This is a genomic window from Lacimicrobium alkaliphilum, from assembly GCF_002591895.1.
Classification (GTDB): Bacteria; Pseudomonadota; Gammaproteobacteria; order Enterobacterales; family Alteromonadaceae; genus Lacimicrobium; species Lacimicrobium alkaliphilum.
In genome coordinates, this window is sequence record NZ_NISX01000008.1 from 59,501 (window position 1) to 83,988 (window position 24,488).

Consider the following 24,488-nt stretch of genomic DNA (forward strand, 5'->3'; position numbering starts at 1 on the left):
TTTTTTATGGGATACCTGATAAGGCACAAAACAAAAACCTTCACCGCCGAGTCGCTCAGAGCACAGAGATTTAAAGAGAGCGCACCTAAACATCTCAGCGGCTCAGCAGTTAATTTCGCTCTTCTCAAAGGTTGCTGCATACCCGATAACAACATTCGGGCATGAACAGCGGCAAGGGAGCATTCCCCTGTAGGGCCCAATTTATTGGGCTGCTAAGACTATGCTTTGGCTCATTCGTCGAATCAATTCGACCCTACAAGGGGTGACCTGCTTAATTCGTCAGGGAGCTCGCAAAGGCGCAAAGACGTGGAGGGAGAACGAAACCGGTTGTTGGTATCCCTGCGTCGCAGCGCCTCTGCGAGAGATAGTTGTTTGCTGTTAGTGGTTGAAGGCCTTTACCACCAACCACTGAAAAATGAAGTATCACTGTGCAGCTTCATCTTCTTTTTGCTCTGGGGGCGGCAGAATCCAGTACACACCTTTAAATTCAGCTACCGGGTTCTGACCATCGTGAATATCCACCCTTAACGTAAAGGGCTTTTTGCGTTTTTTCTCTATTGACTCAAATTTACCACTGACACTTTCGACATTACATACTGCTCTCGGCTGACTGGTAATCGGCTTATGATAATGAATATCCGCATCCCCCAGCACAATCTCACCACTGAGTCCTTTCTCTTTAAGCATCAGGAACAACATGCCCCAACCCGTCAGCGTCGCCAGTGAAAAGATGCTGCCCGCAAACATCGTACCATGCAGATTAATGTTCTTATTCAGCGAGGCCCTGACTTCCAGAGTGCGGCCGGTAAAACGGTATATCTTTATTCCCATCTGTTCACTGATAGGAATCGTCTCGTACCAGGTACTCTGTAATTCCTTACACCAACGCGGATGCAGCAGCACCGTATTCAGTTCTGTAAGCTTCTTTACCATCTGTTCGCGCTTGAGTTGCCCCAGTTCCGTTGTCGCCTCGCCAACCACTTCAAAGCCGCAGCTTTTGAAAAAAGGCGTCGACAGCTCACGGCTGTTAGTCACAATTCTCTCTATTCCTTCAGTGCGGGCAACACTTTCCAGTGCAGCAACCACAAGCTTGCCCAGCCCCTTGCCATGATAATCAGGATGTACCGCAATATGCCGCAACTGCGCCTCTTCCGGCGTATTAAAGTGGAGTCGGCCAATGGCAATCACTTCACCATCGGCGTCGAGGATCATTCTGTGAATGCCCACCTGTTCATATTCATCTTTCTCTGAACCCAATGGGAAATTCCATGGTTTACGCAACATAAACCAGCGAAAAGCAAAGTACTTTTCAAATTCTTCGTCACTTTGTGGTGTATCGACTTTGTACATGTAACTCACCTGTTTGGCGCCTGGCGCTTAACATTTGTCCCTGCTGGCTCTATATTGGAGCCGAATAATAACAATACGACTCAAAGGCACTGTCAGTGTTTCATCTCGCGCGCGAACTCAACAACGCTAAACTGCTTTACTGGCACCAGCAACAGCGCCTGCGAGTGCTGCAAAATCAACAGTATCGCTGGCTTTGCCTGGGCGATACTGTCCAATCTGTGATGGATCTCAACACACCTCAGCGCCTGGTACTGCCCCACTTACATGGTCTGGCTCTGGCCCTTTATCTGCGCCCTCAGCCAGGGTGTATCACCGAGCTGGGTCTCGGAGGCGGCGCATTCCAGCGCTATCTCCAGCAACATGCCCCAACTTCCCGAATCAACAGCATTGAATTCAGCCATCCCATCATTCACTGCTTTGAGGAATTTTTCAATCCATCGGCCCTGAACCTGAATATTCAACAGGCGGATGCCGGGCAAGCCATACACCATATCAGCAATCAGGATCTGCTGATACTGGATTTATTTGGCGAACAGGACCATCCCTCTTTTCTGCGTGACCCACCTTTCTATGAGGCGTGCCTGGCAGCTCTGGCTGCAAAAGGATTGTTGGTCATTAACCTTTTACCCGCACTCAGTATTCAGCTGGACTCGGTTACCGACCTGCTCCGAAACCTGACCGGCCAGCCCTGCACAGTGGTTGGCATACCCGGTTATCAAAACAAAATTATTTTTGCGGCAAATTTGCCGCTACCAGACATGCATCAGTTCGATGCGCTGTCTGTGTTTGCCTCAACCCATCAGGTGGATCTCAATCAACTCATACTGTTGTGACAAGTGGACTAAACACTCAACTGAAACGTCACCGGTCCATCATTGGTCAGACTCACCCTCATATCAGCGCCAAAGCAGCCCGATTCACAATGAATACCCGCCGCGCCGGCCTTTTCAATAAAATACTCATACAGCGCCCGGCTGGTATGCGGATCACCACCACGGGAGAAGCCCGGTCGATTGCCTTTTTGTGTGTCGGCTACCAGAGTAAACTGCGAGACGACCAGTAACTCACCGCCAGTCTGGCGCAGGCTGAGATTCATTTTACCCTGCTCATCATTGAACATGCGGTAGTTAAGCACCCGCTCACACAGGCGTTCCGCCTTTGCCTGATCATCCCCTTTCTCGACACCCAGCAGTAACATAATTCCAGGGCCGATTTTACCCACAACCTCGTCATCAACTCTGACATCCGCGTGCGTAACCCGCTGCAATAACCCAATCATAAATTTACGACTCCCTGATAATCTTTGTAACACTGTCTGTGCAGGCATATGTTGTAACTGCCAAATAATTGCATTAACTTAACCGATGTCACTATCAAAAATGAAGGAAAAATCATGGCAGGACAAGGCTCTGGCGGTAATGTAATCGCCGCTATCTGTAATATCTTCATCCCGGGTTTAGGACAACTGGTACAGGGTCGTATTCTGGCGGCATTGTTGTTCTTCGTGCTGGTCTCCGTATGTTACGGGATGGCAGCCACCGTAATCCTGATTTTCATGTGGATCCCCGGTGCACTGCTGCATCTGTGGGCGATTATTGACGCCGCCAAGTTCAGGTCCCCGGGCATATGAAAAGCGCACTGCTGATCATGGGGCTGACCTGCGGTCTTCCCCTGCTATCCGGATGCCAGTCTGCCTATTATTCGGCGATGGAAAAAGTTGGCTTTGAGAAACGCGATATTCTGGTGGATCGGGTAGAAGATACCCGTGACGCTCAGGAAGACGCTCAGCAACAATTCAGCTCCGCCCTGGACCAGTTCAGCCAGTTAATTAATTTTGACGGCGGTGAGCTGCAGGAGGTTTACGACAACCTCAAGGATCAATACGAAGCCAGCAAAAGCTCGGCAGAGAGGGTCACCGAGAGAGTCGACAAAGTTGAGTCAGTGGCCGAAGCGCTGTTTGATGAATGGCAGGAAGAACTGGAACAATATTCCAATGAATCCCTGCGCCGCGACAGCAGCCGTAAACTTAAACAGACCCAGCGCCGTTATGATGACCTGTTGCGCTCAATGCGCAGAGCAGAAAGCAAGATGGCACCGGTGTTAGCGGCACTGCAGGACAATGTGTTGTACCTGAAACATAACCTCAATGCCAATGCTATTGGTGCGTTGCAGGGAGAATACGGCAACATCAAACGGGACGTTGAGCAGTTGATTAAAGAAATGAACGGTGCTATTTCCCAGTCTAACGACTTTATCGCCAGTATTAAGCAGGGTTAAGAAGGGTCCCCCCCCTCATCCTGTTTTTCGGCAGCCGCAGTGTCGCTTTTTTTATGCGCTGCCGAATCTTCCACCTGCACCGTAAACTCGGCCCCCAGTAGCACCACAATCCAGGACAAATACACCCATACAAACAGCAATGGAATCGTGGCCATAGCACCATAAATAATCTGATAAGACGGAAAACTGCTCACATACAAGGCAAACCCCTTCTTCGACAACTCGAACAAACAGGTCGCCAGAAAAGCGCCAGCCAGAGCATGACGCGCCCGCACAGCCTTGTTAGGCACCACCATATAGAGAATAAAAAAGGCGCCGATAGAGGTCACAAAAGGCAACAGCTTTAGCAAGGCCGTGGTGATCCCCGGGGTATACTCCTCGGCGAAGTTAGCCAGCCCGGTAAGGTACGAACTGACCGCCAGGCCAGAGCCAATCAGCAAAGGGCCCAATGTCAACACCATCCAGTAGATAGCAAATGTCACAATGGGCCGCCGCCCTCCGGGTGTACCGAAAATGGTATTCAGGGTTTTGTCCACATTGGAGATCAACAGCAGAGCCACCACCACCAGAAACAAAATGCTGATCGCCCCCATCTGCGAGGCATTGCCAACAAACTCGGCTACATACTTCTGCACCACGCCGCCTGCGTGAGGCACAAAGTTACTGAAGATCATCGACTCGAGGTCGCCACGGATCGAAGAGAAAGCAGGAAAAGCTGAAAGTATGGTGAAAAACACCATAATAAAGGGAACCAGCGACAACAGTGACACATAGGTCAGATGACCCGCAGTAACGGAAATACGATCGTCTCTGCAACGTCTGCTCATCGCCACGACAAAGTCTTTCATTTCGATGGCAATACTGGCTGCCCTGTCCCTGATGTCGCGCGACTGTGACATAACTGATTCCGCTTGCTGATACCGACTGAGAGTCAGTTTACCCGGAATTTGCCCTTAACCCCAACATATGGCTGATCGCATAGCTCAGCTCACAACGGTTCAGCGTATAGAAGTGGAAATTACGCACCCCTTCCTTGGCCAGAATCCGGGTCATGTCCATGGCAATACTGGCACCAAGCAGATTACGGGTGGTCTGGTCGGCTTCATCCAGCCCCTCATACATCTTGTGCAGCCATTGCGGTACATGCACATTTGTCATGCCCGCGAATTTTACCAGCGTCTTGTAATTGGTCACCGGCAAAATACCGGGGATAATTTCCAGATCGATACCCGCCGCTGCGGCCCGGTCGCGAAAACGCAAAAACAGCTCAGCATCGAAGAAAAACTGTGTGATCGCAGAACTGGCACCGGCTTCGGCTTTACGCTTAAGGTTTAGCAGGTCGAACTGGCCATTCGGTGCTTCCGGGTGAATCTCCGGGTACGCTGCCACGGCGATATCAAAATCGGCCACGTCTTTTAACAGCGCCACCAGATCCGCTGCATAGAGATCGGTTTGTGAAACACCCGGTGGCAAATCACCGCGCAAGGCCACAATCTTCTTAATATCCGCAGCCCAGTAATCTTTGGCAATCTGAATCAGCTCTTCACGGCTGGCATCCACACAGGTTAAATGGGGCGCCGCCGCCACACCAGTTTCCGCCTGAATCCGCTTAACCACATCATGGGTTCTGTCACGCTCCCCACTGTTAGCACCGTACGTCACTGACATATAGGCCGGTTTCAACGGTGCGAGACGCTCTACTGAGTTCCAAAGGGTTTTCTCCATCTGCTCAGTTTTCGGCGGAAAGAACTCGAAGGACACGTCAATATTGCGCAACTCCGACAACGAATTGTTTAACGCATCAATGCCCTGAGCATAAGAAACCATGGTGACTCCTGATAAGGATAATTTAATTAGCCGTTTAGATGGCTAAATCTACTTGTATTTGATTCAGACATCAAGATGTTTGGATATCCATTTCCACACGGGTTAGAATTTTACTCTCTAACATACAATAAAAAGGCTCAAAGCATGGCTAAATGGAATGGTGAGTATATCGACCCCTACGCGGAACATGGCAAGAAAAGCCAGCTGGTTAAGAAAATTACCGTTTCAATTCCCACTCGTGTACTTAAGGTGTTGACGGATGAACGCACCAGGCGGCAAATTAACAATCTGCGCCATGCAACTAACTCAGAATTACTCTGTGAAGCTTTTGTACATGCCTTTACGGGTCAGCCTCTGCCCAACGATGAAGATCTACGTAAAGATAATCCCAATAAAATTCCGGCTGAAGCACGTAAGATCATGGCGGAAATGGGTATCGACGTCGAAGCCGCCGAAGCCCAGGAACAGGAAGCTCAGGAAAAAGACGAGTAAATAAGCCCTCAGCATCATTGTCGTAGGTCGGACTAAAGTCCGACAAACGCACAATATTTTCTTTAAACCCAGTGTATTTTCACAACCCTGCAATCCTCTGCGCCTTAGCGCCTCTGCGAGATCAAAAAAGATAAAAGCCTGAGATCACGCGAAAGACGCAGGGCGCGCAGAGAAGTAAAGGCCATGACACTAACAAACCTCTGTGGCCCCGTGGTTAATTGTACATTTCGCACAGGTCACTGGATGCCCGATTACAACTTTCGGGCATGACAGAGGGTCGTTCCCGCATGCAGTTGGCGGGAACCAAGTGCCTTTGCGGATAGGCGTGAGAAAACAGACCACGGACTATATAAAAAAGGCAATTTACCACAGAGACACAGAGGGCACAGAGAAGTAAAGGTGGTTGAGTCTTGATGTTTCTGCGCCTCAGCGGCTCTGCGAGAGGTCATTATAGGTTCGTTAATTTAGTGTTTTTGGTGGTTGAGTACTTTTGACCACGAAAGGCACGAAAAACACGAAAGAGGTCAAAGCATTTAACCATTCAAATCTCTGTGTTCTCCGTGCCTCTGTGGTTACTTTTGTCTTTATTAGAGTCGCTGGATGCCCGATTACAATATTCGGGCATGACCAACACTCTGCCGTCATTCCCGTAAAGTCGGACTGAAGTCCGACCTACGAACTCACCCGCCTTGTACCGGCCTGACTTCTAATTCACCGACGCTGACTTTGGTCACTTCCACTTCCTGTTTGGCTATGATCGGCGCGTTACTGCGTACATTCCAGTTAATGCCGGAATAGCGATAAGTAATGCTCTCACCAGGGAGCAGCGCTTCTGGCAGATAAAAGCGATAACCAATGAGATCACTGGTTACCTGCTCAGGCTCAGTCTTCGCCTGAATCCGCTTCATCGGTTGCCATAATATTGCGGCCAGCAGCGCGGTCAACACGGCCATACTGCCAATGGCACCAAACAAGGTTGCCGGCACCAGTGAAATGTACATCAGCCCGCCTGTCACCAGGGCAGCCAGGCCAACAAAAAACAACACAAAGGTAGAAAAGCCCAGCACCAGAATCTCAATGGCCAGTAAGGCCAGGCCAACAACGATGAGGGTCTCGGCCAAATGCTCGGTAAACAAACTCATCATGCCTCCCTGGTGCTCATCTTGTTAATAATGGTCATTGCCTGCGCAACAACTGACGCGGCATCGGTGCTGCCATCGGGCAACAGCACCACAGAAGACTCCTTCGCAATCGCTTGTTTGGCTTCAATGGCCTTGGTCGCCAGATCAAGCTGAATCGCCTTCTGTCCCTGCTCGGTATTCGCAGCATCACCCACCACGCGCAAGGCTTCAGCCTGCGCATCGGCCACCGCCAGAATCGCTTTCGCTTCACCTTCGGCGCGCAGCACCTGCTCTTCCTTGTCCGCTTCGGCGGCGAGTACCACCGAGGCTTTCTCCCCTTCGGCGCGGTTAATGGCTGCCTGACGATCCCCTTCTGACTCAAGAATCTGAGCCCGTTTTACCCGTTCCGCTTTCATCTGGGCTTCCATCGCTTCCATAACCGACTGAGGCGGCACAATATCCTTTATCTCATAGCGCAGCACCTGAATGCCCCAGGGGCCGGAGGCATCATTAATGGCGGCAACAATGTTGGTATTGAGCAGATCCCGCTCCTCAAAGGTTTTATCCAGCTCCATTTTTCCCAGCTCAGAACGCATGGTGGTCTGCGCCAGTTGAGTTACGGCAAACACATAACTGTCTACACCATAGGTAGCCTTGTACGGGTCTAATACGCGGAAATACAGTACCCCATCCACTTTCAGGGAAATATTATCCTTGGTGATGGCGCTTTGCTCAGGCACATCCACGGCCTGCTCTTTTAGAGAACGATCGGCTGCAATGCGGTCGATAAACGGCATAATAAAATTCAGCCCCGCTTCACGGGTGGACTGAAATTTACCGAAACGTTCAATCAGGTAAGCGCGGTTTTGCGGCACAAAAATAATCGAAGATTTGAGCACCACCAGCACAAATATCAGCAGGAAGGTTTCAATTCTCAACACATAGTCAAACAGGATATCCATATTAAAGCTCCATCAGGGAATTCGTCAGCACTTACATTAAGCCAGAGTTGCTCCACCGACAATTAAAATCTGCTGTTTGATCATAACCCGCAATCCGCTGCGCTCCTTGCAGGCTACACCCCTGGGATCACGCAGAGGTGCAGGGCGCGCAGAGAAGTAAAGGCCATTACACCAATAAACCTCCGTGGCTCTGTGGTTAATTGTAACTTTCGCAAAGGTCGCTGGATGCCCGATTACAACATTCGGGCATGACAGAGNTGGGATCACGCAGAGGTGCAGGGCGCGCAGAGAAGTAAAGGCCATTACACCAATAAACCTCCGTGGCTCTGTGGTTAATTGTAACTTTCGCAAAGGTCGCTGGATGCCCGATTACAACATTCGGGCATGACAGAGGGTCGTTCCCGCATGCAGTTGCTGGGAATCCAGTGTCTTTTTCGATGTGTCAATTACTTAATCCTCTGCGCCTTAGCGCCTCTGCGAGATCAAAAAGATACAAGCCTGGGATCACGCAGAGGCGCAGGGCGCGCAGAGAAGTAAAGGTCTTTCCGGCGTACCAGCAAACCATCTACTGCGCGGATAGCAGGCTAAATCGGCAGGCTCACCCGTACGCACACACCGCTGCCATCCTCCAGATTAGTCAGTTGGATCTGCCCCTGATGAAACTGCACAATCAGCCGTGCAATATACAGCCCCAGACCAAGATGCGGCTGGCCCGTGCCTTTTCCTCCGGGGCGCACCGAGACCATAGAATCAAACAGCCTGCCGGCCATTTCCTGGGGCAATTGGGGCCCCTGATTGGTGATCTCCAGTACCGCCTGGCGCGGTTGCTTGCTCAGGCTCACCACCACAGGCGTATCGGGGCGGGCAAACTCCACCGCATTGGCAATCAGTTTGTCCAGCAACTGTGCAATTAATTCCGGCGCACCATTTAGCTCCAGCGGCTGATGCCTGATATCCGCTTGCAGTGCGCGCGCCGCATAAGCCAGTTCGTAGCCCTGCATACACCCCTTAACTACCTCAGCCAGATCAAACTTATGTCGCTCTGCACTTTGCAGGCTCTGTTCCAGCCTCGTGGCCTCACTCATATTGGTCAGAATCGCTGATAAACGGTTCAGTCCCTCCTGCGCACGTTGCATATACACCGATTTTGCCGCGCCTTCATCTTCCATGCTCAGGGTTTCCAGAGAAGAGCGCACCACAGCCACCGGCGTGCGCAGCTCATGTGACAGTCTTGATGACATGTTCTCCAGATAGTGATGATACTGGCCGAGGCGTTGCACCATATCAGCGAAACTGCGTGACAGATCACCAATTTCATCGCTGGCCCGTGACGGCTGAATGTTCCCGCGCAGACGTCCCTGCTCATCAATAGCCTGCTCGCTCTGGTCACGCAGACGGCGGATCCGGGTAGAAATACGCGACGCCAGCAGAAATAACCCCAGGGTACCGAGTAACATGATCGCCAACATCAGTGTAAACAGCTTCTCCAGTGCCAGATTACGCAGGCTGCGAATGCCATTGGTAGTTTCTTCGGCGATCACCGCCCCCATGACCTGGTCTTCAATAAAGATCGGGTACGCCGCTGCCAGTACCACCGCCTTGTTATCCGGCGTCAGTCGCCAGTCAGAACCGGGTTCACCGCCCAGCGCCTGTTCAATATGACTGCCCTGTAATTCGGCCACGTCATAAAACTGATCGATAAAATCCTTTGGCGGGCGGGTCAGAAATTTGTAGTACAGCGGGTGCAGCCACTGGCGTTCAAAGCGGGCAAACCAGCCCTGTTCCTGTTCCCGGCTGACATTCCGGCTCCAGATGCCATCAGAATTGCGGATATCACCGGAACGGGCCAACACCCGCTGATGACGATCCACCACCCAGATCCGTGAGTCAGTATGGCCAAGACCGCGGATAATCTGCTCAATCTCCGGCGACGGCACCAGTACCGTGCCCAGTGTATCGGCATCCCCCACATCTGAGGTACCGATGGTGGCGACCGGTTCTTCGCCACTCTGATCCACATCAGTGATAGCAAAACTCAGCTTGCTGCCGAGCAGTTCCAGCGGAATGCGCAGCTCCACGTTATAACCCTGTTGCGTTTCTGCCCAGCTCCCCTGGATACGCGGCTCCGGCTTTAACGGGCGCACCCCGCTGACCGACTCCCCCGTATCCAGTTCATATGGAGTGAGCCAGCCCGGCCCGGTGGTAGCAATCAGATAGCGGCGAAAATCACCGGCCGGCGTTGTAAAAGCAATCTGCAAGTGATCATTCTTGTCGACCCGCAAACTGTTTTCAGGCCGGTAGACAATCTGCTCATCAAAAACCTCAAAGTAAGCGTACAGATAGTTGCGGTATTTACCCACCATATGCTTAAACGTCAGGCTGCCTTGTCGGTACCCCGCACTCTGGTCAATCAGATAGGTATCATCATATCTCAGCGCATGCTGTTGCTGGCGCCAGTCATTCAGTCTGCCGTCCAGGTGGATGGGGTCAACAATCGGATAAGCGTATAGATCACGGCCCTTTTCCACACTCAGGTAACTGGCCTGTGCATCGAACAAGCGAGGCCGTTCATGCAGTGCCGTGGCTACAGCCCTTACCGTGCCCAGCAGTGTGCGCTCCTGCCCGGCGCGCAGATACTTTTCCATTTCCCACACATACTCATAACCCAGCCAGGGTATCGCAAACAAAAACAGCGACATCAATACCAGCTTGGCGCGCAGGCCAAACACAAAGGTTCTGCGTGACAAAATCGATCAGTCTCCGTCTGCTGTCCAGCGGTAGCCCATGCCGTAGACCGTATCAACACAATCAAAGTTGGCATCGAGCTGGATAAATTTTTTACGAATACGCTTAATGTGCGAGGTGATAGTGCTGTCATCCACCACCACTTTGGCATCCTGCATCAGATGCTGGCGGCTTTTAACATGTCCGGCAAAGCGGGCCAGCGCGTGCACCATCCAGAATTCGGTAACGGTAAGGTCCACCGCCTGCCCCTTCCAGTGTGCCTGCATGCGTTTAAGATCCAGCTCCAGGCTGCCACAGTTTATGCGCTGCTCACTGTCTTGTGGCTCGCTGAGTGCTTCCATACGACGGAACAGCGCCGAAATACGCGCCGTCATATGCGGCATGCTGATATCCTTGGTCAGGTAGTCATCGGCGCCCATACGCAAACCCGAAACCGTATCCAGGTCACTGTCTCTGGCGGTCAGAAAAATAATCGGCAATGAAGAAGACAGCTTGCGCAATGACTGGCACAGTAAAAAGCCCCCGTCCATTTCATCCTCCAGGCCAATGTCGATAATCGCAAGGTCCGGCAGGCGCTGATCAAAGTTATGCATCGCCTGTTTGCGGTTAGCAAACGTCAGTACTTCATACCCCTGGCGGCGTAATACTGCGGCGTAGTTTTCTCTTATCGCGTCTTCATCTTCCACTATCGCTATTCTGCGGCCCATAACACTCTGCCTGAATTCATCTGCCTGATACTTATAATCCGCGACTATACCGTAATTGGCCTTTGATACTAGCGCCTGGCGACCAATGGGGTGAAAAGCCATATTGTTGCCACAATTGATCCGCAGATTGCCCTTTTTGTTCCTCTTTTGTGCCAATTCGGGGGTGTTTAATAAGCACAGTGAAAAAACACCAACGCAAAAAATGCAATCCAAGGAGAACACCATGAAAAAACTGATCCTCACCACCACTGTTATTGCCGCTCTGTCTGCCCCTGCTGCTATGGCTGGCGAAAAAGACATTAAACAGGCTCAGAATATTGGCTTTGGTTCCGGCCTGGTCATCGGCGCAGTTACCGGTGGGCCTGTAGGTGCCATCATTGGTGGCGTCAGTGGGCTGTTTATCGGTAATTCGGTTGCCGCCGACACAGAAATGAAACACCTGAATGCGGCGCTGAATCAACATGAAGCCGAGATCAATCAGCTGCTGGCCTCTAACCAGACCTTGCTGACACAGCTGCGCAGCGCTCAGGAACAAAACCGTACCCAACTGGTTTCCATGAACAACGATGAGTTGCTCGACAGCCTGCCTAATCTCAGCCTGAATGTGCAGTTTCGTACCGGTTCGGCGAAACTGGAATCGATTTACCAGCAACAGCTGGATGAACTGGCCAAGCTACTGAACAGTAATAAAGCCCTGAGGATTGAGCTGACCGGCCATGCGGATCGCCGCGGCGATGCCAGTTACAACAAACAGCTCTCTGCACAGCGAATAGATTCTGTGAAACAGCAGCTGTTAGCTAAAGGCGTCTCCGATGGGCGTATTCAGAGTAAAGCGCTGGGTGCAAGCAAACCCCTCGACCCTCAACCATCACTGGATGGCAATGCCTTTGACCGCCGCGTGTCACTGACCCTCACGGCATCCGGCCAGCAAACGGCGGCAAACCGATAAACATCCCCTGAAATACTCGCGTGTAGTTATATCTGGTATATCAGCACCAACCTGGCCGTGGCGATAACAGAGCACTTCTATTATCGCCCGGTTATTTTACCTTCTCGATATCCAGAAACGACCACCTGATCACGCCCACGTGCTTTGGCGGCGTATAAGGCTTTATCTGCTCGCTCTATAAACTCCCATGCACTTTCATCTCCTCGCTGAGCCACACCAAAGCTTGAGGTCAACTTGATACCCTTTGCCCAGCTTTTTTCACGTATGATCTGGCATAAGGCCTTTGCCAGATCATAGGCATCAGTCAGGGAAGTATTAGGGCAGACCAACAGAAACTCCTCGCCACCCCAGCGAGCCAGAAAGTCGGTGTACCGGCAATTTTTACTGATGGTTTCAGAGAAATTCTTCAGAATTTCATCACCAACCCCATGACCGTATTTATCATTAATGGATTTGAAGTGGTCAATATCAATAAAAATAACAGACAGCACTTCAAGCTCTTTGGTAAAGACCTTTTTTATTCCCGCCCGGTTAAGGGCGCCGGTCAGTGGGTCCCTCTCGGCTTTATCTTTCAGCTCTTTTGTTTTTACATTCAGCAGCTGATTCAGTTGCCTTAGTTCCTCTGCTTTTTTCTTGGTTTTACCCAGTTGCTGACGTGACCACTTAAGGTTAAAAAGCAAGAAACACACAGCTGAACCCGCCCAAAGGACAATAAGAAAGAACAGAACCTGGTTATTGCTAAAATATTTACCAACGAACTTAATATATTCCAGTTCAATAACATACTTGCCAGGCTTAACATTATTACCTGTCGCCAGCTCTAACATCATTACGTTATCAACTTCAGGCACGGTATGCTCTACAGCAAGCTTTTGTTCAATAATCCACCAGGTTGCTACCTGCAGACTCCTCATGGGGATTTTTTTTGCTTCTGTGCTACCGGGCCAATACTCTATGCCGACATACTTCCAGGTGCTTTGACTGTCGACACGGCTATATTTGGAGCTGAAATTTCTTAACTGAAAGCGAATACTTTCATGTTGCTTATTGAGATAGCGTGCTTTGATATGAACACTTGAAAAATATGATAAATCCACACCCTTATTAGCCCCTTCCTGCTGTAAATCAAAGAAGCTGATCGAGAGCTCACAAAAGGGCCAGTTGTAGTCAGAGGCAATGATATTGCATTCTAAAAGCCAGCTATCATCTTCCGTTGTCAGCTTTGCAACGGAGTCTCCCCCCACGCTTTCATCAGCGATTACTGAAACACGGTCTGTGTTGTCGGGTTGAAGTATCAGTGTTCTTTCCAGTAAGAAAAACTGCAAGGCTATGGCAAGGAAGGTAACAACCAATAAGAAAACCAATGCTACGTTGTAGAGCTTTCTGCGCTCCATGATCACCTCAATACAAAATAACTACGCATCCTTCTTTTTAATCATTAACATCACACTATGCAGAAGATGTTGGGTTGCAGACCTGGCTGCTCCATAACGTTCAGGCATTGACCAATGACACAAGCGGTTTTTTACCGGGGGGTATGCCAGACTGAGTTGGCGAACAACAAAGGTGAACCGGGCATGTCTGGTTTGGGTTACATTCTATTACAGTTATTGGGTGAAATGTAACCACTAGTATCTATGCTCACAACCACTATGACAAGCCATGTGCCCATAAATACGTTTGTGCTGCCATAAAACCGGATAGTTCACTTCATCCGAAAACCCGCAATCCGCTTCCCTACCTGGCCGGCTACCCTGACCAGTTGTCCCGCCCCGTCATTTCCGCGAAGGAGGGCATGGCAACAGCTTGTAGGGGCGAAAGCGAATACAGGGACGTATTGTCTCGCGAACCGAAGGATGGAATTTATTCGCCTTGCTGTAGGAAGAAATTCATGCCCAGCAAAGTGCTGCTCTGAGTCTTTGCCGCGAAAGCAGGCATCCAGCGCCCTGTCACGAATAAGTTTAAAGACGCGGGATGCCCGATAACATCAGATGCTTTGGCATTAGCACAGAGGCGGGCTCTATGCGGCACGTGCCTTATTGGTCATCGCCACCAGTGCCTGGCGCACTTCCTGGCTGGTATGGCAGGGAGTGGTAAAAGGAACAAAATAGCGTTTACCGTCGAGCATAAAATGGCAACCATCAGCATACACACTAAGCATCGTTGGCTGACCTTGCTGCAAAAAGTGATCCGCCAGTATCAACTGACAGGCATCGCTGTGATCGGCATTCATGTGCCTGACCATGTCTGACTCCTGCTCTGCTGACCATTGCGGCGCCAGTCGTTGCCATTCCGACTGTTTCAGCCAGAAAATTTTGCCAAAACCACCAATAAAGCGCACATCTTTAACTTTCAATAGCCAGAACCTGAAATCATGGGCTTTCTCATAGCGCTGTGCCTCCGGGAACAATCTGAAATAGCGCGGTGCATAAGCAGCGCTTTGCACATCGGTCAGTGGATGTGCCAGCCCCGATAAAGTCAGCCTGCCCTGCTCATTCTGATCGCCGTGTGAAGCCTGATGATACAGGGTCAGACTCAGCCTGGGGTCCTGGTCAAGGTTGCGGGCATGCTGGGCAATATCCGATACATAAAACACCATATTGCCGTCGTCGGCTAACATCACCGGAGAAACCGAACCAAAAGGATGGCCTTGTAGTTTGACCGATATGGTTGAAAATACCGCAGTCTGGCATTGTTGTGCCAGCAGCCTGGCCTCATTAGCCGCCTCTGTACGTTCATTCATTGTGATTCTCCTTTAGTAAATCAAACGTTGGTTTTCTCAGTTTCATTTGTGCGCCACATGCGTGACTCCCAAACCTTCCCTGTCTTTCCAGCTAAGGCGGAAATCAAGCGCCCTTATGCTCTGCATCATCGAATACAGACTCTGAATGCCCGATAGTTGCATTCGGGCATGATGAAATGCGGCATAGCACCTAACCTAGTGCCGAAAACACCATCGGCACCTCCAGTGTAGGGTGGGGGCTGATATGCATATTGATCTGATACACAGATTCCAGCGTGGAAGACTGCAATACCTGCTGCGCGCTTCCCTGTGCTATCAGACGCCCCTGTTTTAGCAACAAAATATGGTCGGCATACAGCGAAGCCAGATTGACATCGTGCATCACTGCGATCACCAGATTACCCTGTTGTGCAAAGTGCCTGACCTGCTGCAAGCATTGATGCTGATGGTAAAGATCCAGCGCCGAAGTGGGCTCATCCAGCAGCAACACACTGGGCTCAGGCTGAGCATTGTCGAGTTGTGCCAGACAACGGGCCAGTTGTACCCGTTGCTGCTCACCGCCTGACAAACTCATTACTTCTCTGTGGGCAAATTCCTGTAGCTGCGTGTGCACCAGCCATTTTCGAACCAATTGCTGTGTTCGTGCATCACTTTCGCGATAGATATATCGCCCCAGAGCCACCAGTTCCTGCACTGCCATCAGCGGTGGTGGTGAAAACTGTTGTTCCATTACCGCTCGAACACTGGCCAGCTGTGCCGCAGACCACTTATGCAGACTGCGGCCCTGCAGCTGAATATGGCCGCTAAAGGCCAGATCACCGGCAATGGCACGAATCAGTGTCGACTTTCCAGCACCATTTTCACCCAGTATCGCCACCATCTGACCACTGAAGAGTTCAATACTCAGATCTTCAATCACTTTTCTGCCACCACGGCAGATGCTCAGGTCATACAGATTAAGCATGATATTGTCGCTTCTGTCGTATCAGTAAATACAGGAAGAACGGGGCTCCCACCAGCGCCGTAATAATACCGATGGGCAACTCGGCGGGTGCCACCAGCATTCTGGCAAGCCAATCGGCAAACCCCAGAACCGCAGCACCGAGCAGCATCGACATCGGCATCAGACGTTTAATATCTGCTCCCACTAACAAACGGCTGATATGGGGGATCACCAGCCCCACGAAACTAATAATGCCAGTGAGAGCCACCGCACCGCCCACACTCAGTGCCACCAAAACGATGATTTCCCGTTTTAGCCTGTGAGTATCTACGCCCAGATACCCGGCCTGACGCTCACCCAGCAACAGTGCATTGATAGCGCGGCGGCGAACAAACAGCAGCAGCCCACTGACACCCATACACACCACCCCAAAGGGTAATTCCTGCCAACTGGCACCGGCCAGCGAACCCATCTGCCAGTAGGTCATCAGCCTTAATGCATCGTCATCAGCGAAATAGCTGAGTAAGCCGATAATGGCAAAAGCCAGAGCATTTAAAGCCACACCCGCGAGGATCAGCGTGGCAACCGAGGTTTGCCCGGCACTGCCTGCCAACTTGTACACCAACAACGTGGTGCCCAGTGCACCCAAAAATGCACCACTGCTGATCCAGAAGGGGCCCTGCAAACCCAGCTGTGAACCAACAGAAATCACCAGTAATGCGGCCACCGCAGCCCCGGCCGAAATACCAATCAGGCCGGGATCCGCAAGGGGGTTACGGCATAAGGTCTGAGTGGCGGTGCCGCTCTGTGCCAGCACGCACCCCACTATTAACGCCAGTAATAACCGTGGCAGGCGAATTTGAGTCACTACGTCGATGTGCAGATCACTGATACCGCCAAACTCAGCGGGCCACCACCAGGCCAGTGCCAAACGCCAGTCGTTGATTACCGGACCAGACGACAGCGCCAGGGTCGCACACACCACGACGGCCATTACAACCGCGGCGAATAGCAGCCGCTGCCGCTGTTCAGCGAATGCCTGCATAAACCGCCTTCTTACCCGGCATTGCAAGACTGTTTAATACGGCTGTCTCTGCTGCCGGCAACCCGGACGCAAAAGACGCCAGTTGCGAAATGGCCTGCGGCAGGCGTGTTGTCATGCCAAGTGCCAGTAATGAATCCATCACCAACAGGCGGCAATGCTTCGCTGCAGCTAATAATCGTAATGCCGGTTGCTGGCAAAACGCCTGTTTGCCTCCGGCGGCCGCCACGCTGTGTGCAGGAGCAACCAGCAGCTCAGGCTGCTGCATCACCAGGTGCTCTATTGACACCGCTTTAAACCCCTTATGAGTAATAATGTTCTGCAATCCGTTATAGTCGAACAGTAGCTGCGGCACGGTTTCACTGCCGGCACTGACTACGCCCCGGGCAGAAGCCTGCAATACAAATAATGCCTTGTGCGGTTTGCCGGGCTCAATCCCTGACAGCTGCTGCTGCAGTTCCCGGATTAACGATTCTGCCCTGTCACTGGCATTGAGCCTGCTGGCTAATTGCCTGATCAATTGGTACAAACCTTCCACTGAACGGGGTTTGGCAAAGTGGGTAACGCTCACCCCGGCCTGTTCAATCTGTTGCAGACTTTTGTCGCTGCCGCCCCCTTCCAGTACCCACAAACGCTGCGGCGCAAATGACAGCACGCCTTCACTGGACAGATCCCGGTAATAACCCACCTGAGGCAAGGTGGTAGCTTGCTGTGGCGATGTGCTTGAACTGTCAGTGGCCACAAGCACCTGCTCCGCCTGCAGCGCAAAAATAATGTCTGTAAGAGTACCGCCAGCCGTAATCAACCCCTGCTCTCCGGCCTGGCTGGGTATTGCCATAACTCCAGCCCAAAGCCCACAGAGCAGGGCGATGGCGCGCAATAACGAGGCCCGCATTTCCATTGGTTTACTCCTTTGTGATTAACGATAACAAATAAATTACTCACTTCTAGTTGCAAATGCAAACCATTTTCGTTTAGATCTATGCGAAATCAAATCACGACAACAGGAGTACAGAGTGAAATTTGGAATTGCAGGCATTTCTCCCCTCGGGCTGGCATTAGCCTCTCTTGTCAGTGGCACCGCACTGGCGGAGCAGGCTCCGGGGCTGGTACCCAAACATGATGTGATCGTCGTCACCGGCTCACGCATCGAACAGAAACTCAGCGATGTGGCAGGCTCTGTAGCGGTCATGGAAGGGGCCGATATTGAGCGGCAGTTGAGCAACAGCCTGGCCGATGTATTTCGTTATGACCCCAGCATCACCAGTACCGGCAACGCAGGGCAGGCGCAGGAACTGAGCATTCGTGGGGTGGGTGGAAACCGGCTGATTTACATCAAAGATGGCCGCCGCCTCAATGACGGCTATGCCGGCGGCGGAGGGTTACTGGTTGGCCGCGGTTATCTGGACGTGGCACAGATACAACGCATCGAAGTGGCAAAATCTGCAGCCTCTTCGCTGTACGGTTCCGATGGCCTGGGCGGCATTGTGGTGATCACCACTCCTGACCCGGCAGACTTACTCGATAGCAACAACAGTTACAGCCGTATTAATGCAGGTTTTCAGGGGCAGAGTGACGAATACAATACCCATTTAATGCACGCCAGAGGCTGGGGTGATACCCAGGCCATGGCCAGTTTCAGCTATCGAGAAGGGAATGAGACTCAGAACTTTTCCGAAACCCTGCCCGGCTATGATTACGACAGTTATAGCCTGCTGAGTAAAGTGAACTGGGATATCAGCCCGCAGCAACATCTGAAACTCACCCTCGACGGATACCGCCAACAGAACCAGCAGGTGATCAGCGCCGGCAGCACTGAAACAGACGATCTCGACCGGCAACTGGCGCTGTCACTGGATTATACCAGCACCCTCAGCACCCGCTGGTATGACGCCATGGCCACACAGCTTTACATTTCTGACTATCAGCAACAAAGTGATCAGATTCGTGCCGGTAGCGGGCGTACCGGGCCCTACACCGATTATAACGACTACCGTTTTGAGCAGCAGATTATCGGTTTTCGCTGGCAGGGTGACAAAACCCTGACCAGCAACAAAGTAGACCAGCACTGGGTATTTGGCACCGACATTGACTACTACGACACTGAACGCCCCCGGTTTAAGACCCGCGTTGAAGCGAACGGCACGCTCAGCCAGAACAATGAGCCACAAAAGGCCTTCCCCGGCGCCAATACTTTTTTAGGTGGCGTGTTTGTACAAAACAATATGGCTCTGAAAAACCTGCCAGTAAAGCTGATTGCCGGGCTCAGGCTTGACCACTACAGTATGCAGGCTAAAACCAGCCCACTGTATGATCAGAGCCTGCTGGCGGATGTCACCGAAACCGCTGTTTCACCCAAATTAGGGGTAATCTACAGCCATAATCAGCAACTGAACCTGTACGTACAATATGCTCAGGGGTTTAAAATACCGCCCCATGACCAGGCCTATCAGAACCACGGTGTTGAACCTTTTTATGCGATTTTGCCCAACCCAAATCTGGAGCCGGAAACCAGCTACGCCAGCGAACTGGGCCTGAAATATCACAATGACGATATCAGTGTGAATCTGGCCGCCTTTTACGCCGATTTTGATGATTTTATCGATAACGTAGTGGTGGGCAGCGCACCCAGCCCTATTCCGGGTGTGCAAAGGGTGGAATACCAGTATCAGAACAAAGACAGCGCGCGTATATACGGCGCCGAAGCCAGTATCAATGCGTGGCTGAATGACGCCTGGGAAATCAATACCGCAATCGCCTACAGCCAGGGTAAAGACAGCGAAAGCGACAGTTACCTGAGCTCCATCTCGCCGTTGACCGGCACGCTGATGCTGCGCTACAACGCGGATAACTACTACCTCGGTGCCCTGCTCAGCGCCGCCGCCAGCATGAACAAAGTGCCGGCTGACGATTCAGCAAAAACAGCCGGATGGGGGACACTGGATATCCTTGCGGGCCTCGACCTGGGCCAGTTGCGGCTAAATCTTGCGCTGCAAAATGTGCTGGACAAAGAGTATATTCCCTACCAGCGCATAGCCGGGCAAAACAGCGACGCGTCGCTGGGCCAATACACGCAGCCAGGGCGCAACCTCTCGGCTCAGGTAACCTATCAGTTCTGAACCCATGCCATTTGGGCCTGTTAAAGGGTTCGCCTTGCTGCAGGACGAAGAGCGAATACAGGGACGTATTGAAAACCGAAGGATGGGATTTATTCCAGGCCTGGACAGCACCTTGTAGGGGCGAATTTATTCGCCTTGTTGTGGGTCGGAAAACGAATACAGGGATGGTTTGTCTCGCGAACCGAAGGACGGGATTTATTCCGATAAAATGCCGCCCTCAGTCATTCCCGCGAAGGCGGGAATCCAGCGCCCTTGCTTTATGTAGGTCGCGGCTTTAGCCCGACAAATGAGTAACCAGAGGTGCTGGATAAACCCGACAGCTGAGTAACCAACGGTATGGATTAGCCGGAATCTCTATCAGGCAACTACTGCACAAAATTCCACCCACAAGGCAGACTCACTTATCCCGCTCGCCCTGAATCTTTGCCAGGATGATCGCATTCTTTGAACAAGAGGTGAATATGACACTCTGACGGTCATTCATTGAACGGTTGGCAGTCCTTACGAAGCGAACTTGTCAAACGCCTTTAATCACCGATATGCTAAAATCGACACTTCTGGGGCGTACCTCAAGCTACAGACGACAGAGGAGTGGGTTTGTAGTTCATCACCCAAAAGATGATGATTTAGCGTCAGTTATGATAAAATCACAGTACAGCATTATTCTGATTCAATAGTAAGTGAAAAGGAGCAAGCATGAATACCAATTATGATGAAGGTCACCGCAGATAGACTTAGCCGATATTCTGGATTGTGTCGCATCCGCCGTGATTAGCATAATCAAATGGTTTGAAGGGTTTCCGAGCTCATTAGCAATTTTATTTTCAACGCTAATTGCTGGTTTCTGGGCTTGGTATACCATATGTAACACTCGAAAAATTAATAGAATCCGAGCCACAATTGATATCATCCAAAAAAGTGAATCTGAGCAATTCTATATAAATAGCTATGAGGCATTCATCAAAGTAAGAGATGAACAGCATAGCTTCCTGTCGCTCAGCGTTAAAGAGCTATCCAATGCTGATTGGATAAGGCACGCGGATAAGCAAGATACAGTTGATATTTTCCTGAACCACTATGAGTTTGTGGCTCTGGGCATTAAAAACAAAGTGCTGGATGAAGGCATATACAAAGGCTGGATGAGAAGCACATTTGTCAAACACTATACTAATGCAGCCGCATACATCGCTTACTTGCAGTCTGGCTCCCATCCTCAGTTTTTTTGTGAGTATAAAAAGCTCGCTTTGAAATGGGCAACGCCTGAAGAGAAAGCGGCAATAGACAAAAAGCTAACCTAAAATCTCATTTACAAAAACCGCGCAATACCAAAGTTACCCAACTACTGCCTGCGTAAGATGAAAGCCCGGTACGCTATCCTGGACTAGAAGTGAACAACGCGCAGAGTGAAGCGGCCAGTTTAAAAGCCTGCTTATAGACTACCCACACTAAAATTTTATTTGACAGTTAAACTGTCGTTTATTATAACAGTACAACTGTCAAATAAATGTTCCTGAAAAATGCCTTATTCCCTTGACCAGTTGGCAACATTAACCGACCTGCCCAAACGCACTATCCGCTATTACATGCACAAAGGGCTGGTGGCCAGGCCAGAAGGCGCGCGTAAAACTGCGACTTACACCGAACAGCATCTGGAGCAGCTGATGCTGGTCAAAAAGTGGAAACAGGCGGGGCTGAACCTTGAACGCATTGGTGAACTGCTGCAGCAAGAAACACCGGAGATGCCTCTGGCTCCCTCACAACAAGTGGGCGAGACCAGCCTGGTACAGAGGATATTTGTCAGTGAAGGTGTCACTTTAGAGCTGGATCCGGCCCGGGCGAAACTGGATCAGGCCAGCCTGCGTAATCTGATTAACGGGCTGAACCAATTACTGAATCAGGTACAGGAGAGCAAGGATGAATAACCCCGGTTTCACCCACAACAACACCCTTTTGCAAAAGGCCGACATAGATATAGAACTTCACGCGCCGATGGCCATTACCCGTTATAGCCTGATGTTTGAAAACCGGGGAGAAGAAGCAGTCGAAGCGCTGTTCCATTTCACCCTTGCGCGAATGGCCTGCCTGATGCAAACCCGTTTGCAGTTGAACGACCGTGAGTACCAGGGCGAAGTCATGGCGAAAGCATCGGCCGATGAACGTTATGAAGAGGCCATCGAAGCAGGCAAAAAATCCCTGTTGCTGGAGGCCATAGACGATGGTTTGTACCAGATTAATCTGGGTAATCTTGAGCCAGGTGACAGCGCCAGGCTGGAATTGCAGATTGCCGGGCTGTTAACACCTCAGCCCGGTGCCTGGCAGTACCGGCTGCCTACGGTAATTGCGTCTAAATATGGTCAGGCTCAGGCGCCAACTGCACCAACCAACAGCCTGCTGGCCTGTTACCCCTTTGAAGGGCGCCTGCATTGCCATGACTTGCCCAAGCCCCACATCACCAGCCATGCCCTGTGTGAACAAAACGGCCACTTAGCCTTTAAGGGTGAACTGGACCGGGACATTCTGTTTTGCCTGGCAACCACTGAGGGCAACAGCCAGTTACTGAGCGCCAACTGGCAGAATGCTCACTACAGCCTGGGTTATATCGCCCCGCAAACCCAAAACCTTTCGGAATCGCGATCTTCTTCAACGCCCGTATTACATGTACTGATGGATTGTTCAGGCTCAATGATGGGCGACAGCATAGAGCAGGTAAGGCAGGCCTTACTGACCCTGGTGGAACTAGCCGATGAACAGCTGCACCTGAACCTGTACCGGTTCGGCAGCGATTTTGAAGCATATAACCGCACTCCTCTGCCCTGTGACACCCGCCATAAAAAAGGCTTACGCCGCTACATTAAATCCATACAGGCGGATATGGGCGGTACTGAGATTATGCAGGCACTGAATGCGCTGTGTATCAATGCCAACCACCCCGGCCCGCAGCAGGTGCTGCTGATCACCGACGGTCGGGCTTACGTGCAGGACGAAGAGCTGGCCGCATTGCAGGCCCGCTGCCTGCAACAACACTGCACGTTACATGCTATGGGAGTGAGCCATGCTGCCGATGAATCCCTGCTCAGCCGGCTGACACAACCAGGTGGGCAGTTGGTACTGGTCAACCCGGTAGAGCCTGTAGAACAGATCACCGGGGAGCTATTACACCACCTCAGCCAGCCAGCTCAGGCCATTAGCATAGAGTGGCAACATAACCCCCAATGGCAACAGACACCTCGCCTGCGCTTTGGCAACACCCCACTGCTGCTGGCCGCTAAACATTCCAATGATGCGCCACCAGCTCTTGAATACCAGAGTGCTGAAACGAAAGAAACGTTACAGGCCAGGCAACTCAATAATCCACAGCTGGCCCGCGCCCTGGTGCAATTGGCAGCCAGCCAGCACCTGATTACCCTGCCCCCACAGGAGCAAACCGCTCTTGCGGTGCAGATGCAGTTAATCAGTGAACACACCAGCTATGTACTGGTGACCGATCAGCAGGTTAAACATCCTGAGCGCTACCCGACGATTAAGGAAATTGCCCAGATGCACGGCTTTGACACCAGAGTGATGGCCTGTATGGCACGCAGCGACACCGCTTCGCCCCAGAATGACTATCTGGATATACCAGGCTTTTTGCGAAAAGATGCAGACGATACCGAAATGCACAGCCTTATCCCCTCCCATCTGCCACAGGCACCCAGACCTTTGTTAAAGCTGCAAAGACGTATGACCCGGCGCTTTTTCAGAAATGACCTGCCGGATCTGGCCCTGCTGCAAAAATGGGGCATTGACGCAGCAGCCCTGAACACATTGCAGGCCGAAACCCAGGCCTACCCGGATCAGGCCAGGGCACTGATGGCCCTGTGGCTTTCAATACTGTTCAACCGTTTTATTCTTGCTGTGCCGGCAAGTATCACAGCCATACTGAGAGCCCATCCACAGCTGAACATTCGTAGTATCCGTGAGGCTATGCAGGACGATATCGAACCCATTGCTGAAAAAGCCCCGCTTAAGCCCTTTACCCTGGCGGATTAATCCGCCAGGGCTGAAATACAGCCCGTTATACTGGTCGTTCACGCCTCCCTCTTTCATTCCCGCGAAGGCGGGCATGCCCAGCACCTTGTAGGGGCGAATTCATTCGCCTTGCTGCAGAACGAAATTTATTCCGACAAAATGCTGCCCTCAGTCATTTCCGCGCAAGCGGAAATCCACATGAC

22 protein-coding genes are annotated in these 24,488 nt (G+C 51.4%); 9 read left to right on the top strand and 13 right to left on the bottom strand.

Annotation, left to right across the window (positions count from 1 at the left end):
• Window positions 1-423 precede the first annotated feature (423 nt).
• A complete protein-coding gene (locus CDA54_RS09335) occupies window positions 424-1,350 on the bottom strand; it encodes a bifunctional GNAT family N-acetyltransferase/hotdog fold thioesterase (RefSeq protein ID WP_099034737.1) in 927 nt (308 codons plus the stop codon).
• A gap of 95 nt (window positions 1,351-1,445) precedes the next feature.
• Here CDA54_RS09335 and CDA54_RS09340 point away from each other — a divergent pair, with 95 nt between their 5' ends.
• Window positions 1,446-2,183 (top strand): class I SAM-dependent methyltransferase, encoded by a 738-nt coding sequence (locus tag CDA54_RS09340; protein WP_099034738.1) that lies wholly within the window; start codon window positions 1,446-1,448, stop codon window positions 2,181-2,183.
• An 8-nt stretch (window positions 2,184-2,191) separates the two neighbouring features.
• Here the strand turns inward: CDA54_RS09340 and dtd are convergent, their stop codons facing one another.
• Complete coding sequence (gene dtd / locus CDA54_RS09345; protein ID WP_099034739.1) at window positions 2,192-2,629, bottom strand: D-aminoacyl-tRNA deacylase; 438 nt, start codon at window positions 2,627-2,629, stop codon at window positions 2,192-2,194.
• A 114-nt stretch (window positions 2,630-2,743) separates the two neighbouring features.
• On the opposite strand from dtd, the gene CDA54_RS09350 reads away from it, so the two are divergent.
• Window positions 2,744-2,980 (top strand): hypothetical protein, encoded by a 237-nt coding sequence (locus CDA54_RS09350; protein ID WP_099034740.1) that lies wholly within the window; start codon window positions 2,744-2,746, stop codon window positions 2,978-2,980.
• A complete protein-coding gene (locus CDA54_RS09355; RefSeq protein WP_099034741.1) occupies window positions 2,977-3,627 on the top strand; it encodes a DUF2959 domain-containing protein in 651 nt (216 codons plus the stop codon). The genes CDA54_RS09350 and CDA54_RS09355 overlap by 4 nt, the downstream gene beginning before the upstream one ends.
• On the opposite strand, the gene CDA54_RS09360 is transcribed toward CDA54_RS09355, so the two are convergent.
• Entirely contained in the window at window positions 3,624-4,526 is a 903-nt protein-coding gene (locus tag CDA54_RS09360; RefSeq protein WP_099034742.1) for a virulence factor BrkB family protein, read from the bottom strand. The genes CDA54_RS09355 and CDA54_RS09360 overlap by 4 nt on opposite strands.
• 37 nt (window positions 4,527-4,563) lie before the next feature.
• Complete coding sequence (metF, locus tag CDA54_RS09365) at window positions 4,564-5,454, bottom strand: methylenetetrahydrofolate reductase (protein ID WP_099034743.1); 891 nt, start codon at window positions 5,452-5,454, stop codon at window positions 4,564-4,566.
• Window positions 5,455-5,598: 144 nt separating this feature from the next.
• On the opposite strand from metF, the gene metJ reads away from it, so the two are divergent.
• Window positions 5,599-5,946 (top strand): met regulon transcriptional regulator MetJ, encoded by a 348-nt coding sequence (metJ, locus tag CDA54_RS09370; protein ID WP_099034744.1) that lies wholly within the window; start codon window positions 5,599-5,601, stop codon window positions 5,944-5,946.
• A 680-nt stretch (window positions 5,947-6,626) separates the two neighbouring features.
• On the opposite strand, the gene CDA54_RS09375 is transcribed toward metJ, so the two are convergent.
• The 4 genes from CDA54_RS09375 to pdsR form a co-directional block, all read right to left on the bottom strand.
• Complete coding sequence (locus CDA54_RS09375; RefSeq protein WP_099034745.1) at window positions 6,627-7,088, bottom strand: NfeD family protein; 462 nt, start codon at window positions 7,086-7,088, stop codon at window positions 6,627-6,629.
• Window positions 7,088-8,029, bottom strand: coding sequence for an SPFH domain-containing protein (locus CDA54_RS09380; RefSeq protein WP_099034746.1), 942 nt, complete (start codon window positions 8,027-8,029; stop codon window positions 7,088-7,090). The genes CDA54_RS09375 and CDA54_RS09380 overlap by 1 nt, the downstream gene beginning before the upstream one ends.
• A gap of 584 nt (window positions 8,030-8,613) precedes the next feature.
• Window positions 8,614-10,776 carry a proteobacterial dedicated sortase system histidine kinase gene (pdsS, locus tag CDA54_RS09390; protein WP_268235308.1) on the bottom strand — a complete coding sequence of 721 codons (2,163 nt, stop codon included), beginning with the start codon at window positions 10,774-10,776 and terminating at the stop codon, window positions 8,614-8,616.
• A gap of 6 nt (window positions 10,777-10,782) precedes the next feature.
• The gene (gene pdsR / locus CDA54_RS09395; protein WP_099034838.1) at window positions 10,783-11,481 is read right to left on the bottom strand and encodes a proteobacterial dedicated sortase system response regulator; all 699 of its coding nucleotides are present in this window, start codon (window positions 11,479-11,481) and stop codon (window positions 10,783-10,785) included.
• Window positions 11,482-11,704: 223 nt separating this feature from the next.
• Here pdsR and pdsO point away from each other — a divergent pair, with 223 nt between their 5' ends.
• Window positions 11,705-12,430 (top strand): sortase-associated OmpA-like protein PdsO, encoded by a 726-nt coding sequence (pdsO, locus tag CDA54_RS09400; RefSeq protein WP_180237171.1) that lies wholly within the window; start codon window positions 11,705-11,707, stop codon window positions 12,428-12,430.
• An 80-nt stretch (window positions 12,431-12,510) separates the two neighbouring features.
• Here pdsO and CDA54_RS09405 read toward each other — a convergent pair whose 3' ends face one another.
• The 5 genes from CDA54_RS09405 to CDA54_RS09425 all read right to left on the bottom strand — a co-directional run bounded on the left by CDA54_RS09405 (window position 12,511) and on the right by CDA54_RS09425 (window position 18,059).
• Window positions 12,511-13,824 (bottom strand): GGDEF domain-containing protein, encoded by a 1,314-nt coding sequence (locus CDA54_RS09405; protein WP_099034749.1) that lies wholly within the window; start codon window positions 13,822-13,824, stop codon window positions 12,511-12,513.
• A 626-nt stretch (window positions 13,825-14,450) separates the two neighbouring features.
• Window positions 14,451-15,173, bottom strand: coding sequence for a HugZ family pyridoxamine 5'-phosphate oxidase (locus tag CDA54_RS09410; protein WP_099034750.1), 723 nt, complete (start codon window positions 15,171-15,173; stop codon window positions 14,451-14,453).
• Between the two features lie 190 nt (window positions 15,174-15,363).
• Window positions 15,364-16,137, bottom strand: a complete 774-nt coding sequence (locus CDA54_RS09415; protein WP_099034751.1) for a heme ABC transporter ATP-binding protein — start codon at window positions 16,135-16,137, stop codon at window positions 15,364-15,366.
• The gene (locus tag CDA54_RS09420; protein WP_099034752.1) at window positions 16,130-17,161 is read right to left on the bottom strand and encodes a FecCD family ABC transporter permease; all 1,032 of its coding nucleotides are present in this window, start codon (window positions 17,159-17,161) and stop codon (window positions 16,130-16,132) included. The genes CDA54_RS09415 and CDA54_RS09420 overlap by 8 nt, the downstream gene beginning before the upstream one ends.
• On the bottom strand, window positions 17,145-18,059 hold the full coding sequence (locus tag CDA54_RS09425; RefSeq protein WP_229748079.1) for a heme/hemin ABC transporter substrate-binding protein: 915 nt from the start codon (window positions 18,057-18,059) through the stop codon (window positions 17,145-17,147). The genes CDA54_RS09420 and CDA54_RS09425 overlap by 17 nt, the downstream gene beginning before the upstream one ends.
• A 115-nt stretch (window positions 18,060-18,174) precedes the next feature.
• Here CDA54_RS09425 and CDA54_RS09430 point away from each other — a divergent pair, with 115 nt between their 5' ends.
• The 4 genes from CDA54_RS09430 to CDA54_RS09445 all read left to right on the top strand — a co-directional run bounded on the left by CDA54_RS09430 (window position 18,175) and on the right by CDA54_RS09445 (window position 24,306).
• Window positions 18,175-20,277, top strand: a complete 2,103-nt coding sequence (locus tag CDA54_RS09430; RefSeq protein ID WP_229748080.1) for a TonB-dependent hemoglobin/transferrin/lactoferrin family receptor — start codon at window positions 18,175-18,177, stop codon at window positions 20,275-20,277.
• Window positions 20,278-21,044: 767 nt separating this feature from the next.
• Entirely contained in the window at window positions 21,045-21,575 is a 531-nt protein-coding gene (locus CDA54_RS09435; RefSeq protein WP_180237173.1) for a DUF4760 domain-containing protein, read from the top strand.
• Between the two features lie 219 nt (window positions 21,576-21,794).
• Entirely contained in the window at window positions 21,795-22,199 is a 405-nt protein-coding gene (locus CDA54_RS09440) for a helix-turn-helix domain-containing protein (protein WP_099034754.1), read from the top strand.
• A complete protein-coding gene (locus CDA54_RS09445) occupies window positions 22,192-24,306 on the top strand; it encodes a VIT and vWA domain-containing protein (RefSeq protein WP_099034755.1) in 2,115 nt (704 codons plus the stop codon). Before CDA54_RS09440 ends, CDA54_RS09445 begins: the two co-directional genes overlap by 8 nt.
• Window positions 24,307-24,488: the final 182 nt, after the last annotated feature.